Here is a 1443-nt window from a genome sequence, read left to right on the forward strand (position 1 = left end):
GCTTCGCCGAGCGAAAGCCGTGCCACCCACCCGAGGCGGCGCGGCGATCCCCTGGGCGGGGCTCCAGGGGTGAACCGGGCGGTCCCGGATCGCGGGACGGCCCGGGGATCACGTTGCCGAGCGCGCACCCACAAGATCTCGTGGGTCGAAGCGCAACGCAATAATGCCCTTCTTCCTCCCTGCGCGGCCCGGCTGCAACCACTTCCCGCCTCGCTCCCTCGGCGGGGGGCGGTGTGGGCGTCGTACGGTCGCGGGCGGGGCGCGGCGCCTGGCCGTGCACCAGCGCGATGCATCCGGCGGAGCGCCGCTGCCCTGAAGCGGTGCGCTCGCCCCGGCGGAGCGCCCCCGGGCGCCCTGCGGCGCGCCGGTCGAGCGGGTGGCACGCCCTATGCAATGGCAGTGAGGGCGCACAGATCGTCCTTGCCATTCCAAAGGAGTGCCACCATGACCGAGAAGAACCGCCTCTCCCGCCTCCCCCTCCTGGCCGCCGGCGCCGGCCTGGTGGCCGCCTCGAGCGGCGCGCTCCACGCCGAGATCAGCGGCAACGCCGGGGTGGTCTCCCAGTACATCTTCCGCGGCGGCGTCGAGGATCGACGGACCGCCTTCCAGGGCGGGCTCGACTACAGCGACGATAGCGGCCTCTACGCCGGCACCTGGTTCTCGACCCTGGATGACGATTACGAGGATCCGGCGACCAACGAGATCGACCTCTACGCCGGCTACAGCGGCGCCGCCGGGGAGCTAGGGTACGACCTCGGGCTGCTCTACTACTACTACACCGGCGACGCCACCGACGACAGCAGCGTGCCCGAGGCCAGCGCATCGGTCTCCTACGGCCCGGTCGGCCTGGGCGTGAGCGTGGCCCTGGACACCGCCGACTGGACGGCGGCGGGGGATACCTACCTGAGCGCGAGCTTCGAGCAGCCGCTGCCCGACGACTTCACCCTCGGCCTCAGCGCCGGCTACTACCTCTACGCCGACGACACCGAGCTCGACGACGGCTCGGTCTCGACGGCCAAGGAGCAGGATAGCGCCTTCCGCGACGCCACCGTCAGCATCAGCCACCCCCTGGCCGCCACCGGCGCGGAGATGAGCATCAACTACACCGTCGGCGGCGAGGATCGTGCCGAGAACGACCTCGACAACCACTTCTGGGCCGGGGCGAGCTGGACCTTCTAGCGCGCCGGCCGCGGCGCCCTAGGCGGTGAGCCGGCGGCGCAGGCCCACCGCCTCGGCGACCGCCGCCTCGTCGAGGGTCTCGGCCCCGGCGAGGTCGGCGATGGCCCGCGCCACCCGCAGCAGGCGGTGGTGGCCGCGCGGGGAGAGGCCCAGCGCCTCGGTGGCCCGCTCCAGGGTCGCCGCGGCCTCGCGGCTGAGCGGGCAGGCGCGGTGCAGCGCCTCGCCGTCGAGCTCGGCGGCGAGGCGGCCGGAGCGCGCCTGGGC

General features: G+C 73.7%; 2 protein-coding genes. One reads left to right on the plus strand and one right to left on the minus strand.

Features of this window, described 5'->3' with window-relative positions:
• Positions 1 to 444: 444 nt before the first annotated feature.
• Positions 445 to 1179 carry a TorF family putative porin gene (locus CKO13_RS12185; RefSeq protein WP_200261401.1) on the plus strand — a complete coding sequence of 245 codons (735 nt, stop codon included), beginning with the start codon at positions 445 to 447 and terminating at the stop codon, positions 1177 to 1179.
• Positions 1180 to 1197: 18 nt separating this feature from the next.
• Here CKO13_RS12185 and CKO13_RS12190 read toward each other — a convergent pair.
• The coding region (locus CKO13_RS12190) for a magnesium chelatase subunit ChlI family protein (RefSeq protein ID WP_476702782.1) at positions 1198 to 1443 on the minus strand (246 nt) is incomplete at its 5' end.

Origin of the sequence: Halorhodospira neutriphila (assembly GCF_016584055.1) — a bacterium.
In the GTDB taxonomy this organism is placed as follows: Bacteria; Pseudomonadota; Gammaproteobacteria; order Nitrococcales; family Halorhodospiraceae; genus Halorhodospira; species Halorhodospira neutriphila.

Bases quoted from the DNA above. Each gene is read 5' to 3' on its own strand.
- CKO13_RS12185 (WP_200261401.1), top strand. From the start codon at position 445: ATGACCGAGAAGAACCGCCTCTCCCGCCTCCCCCTCCTGGCCGCCGGC.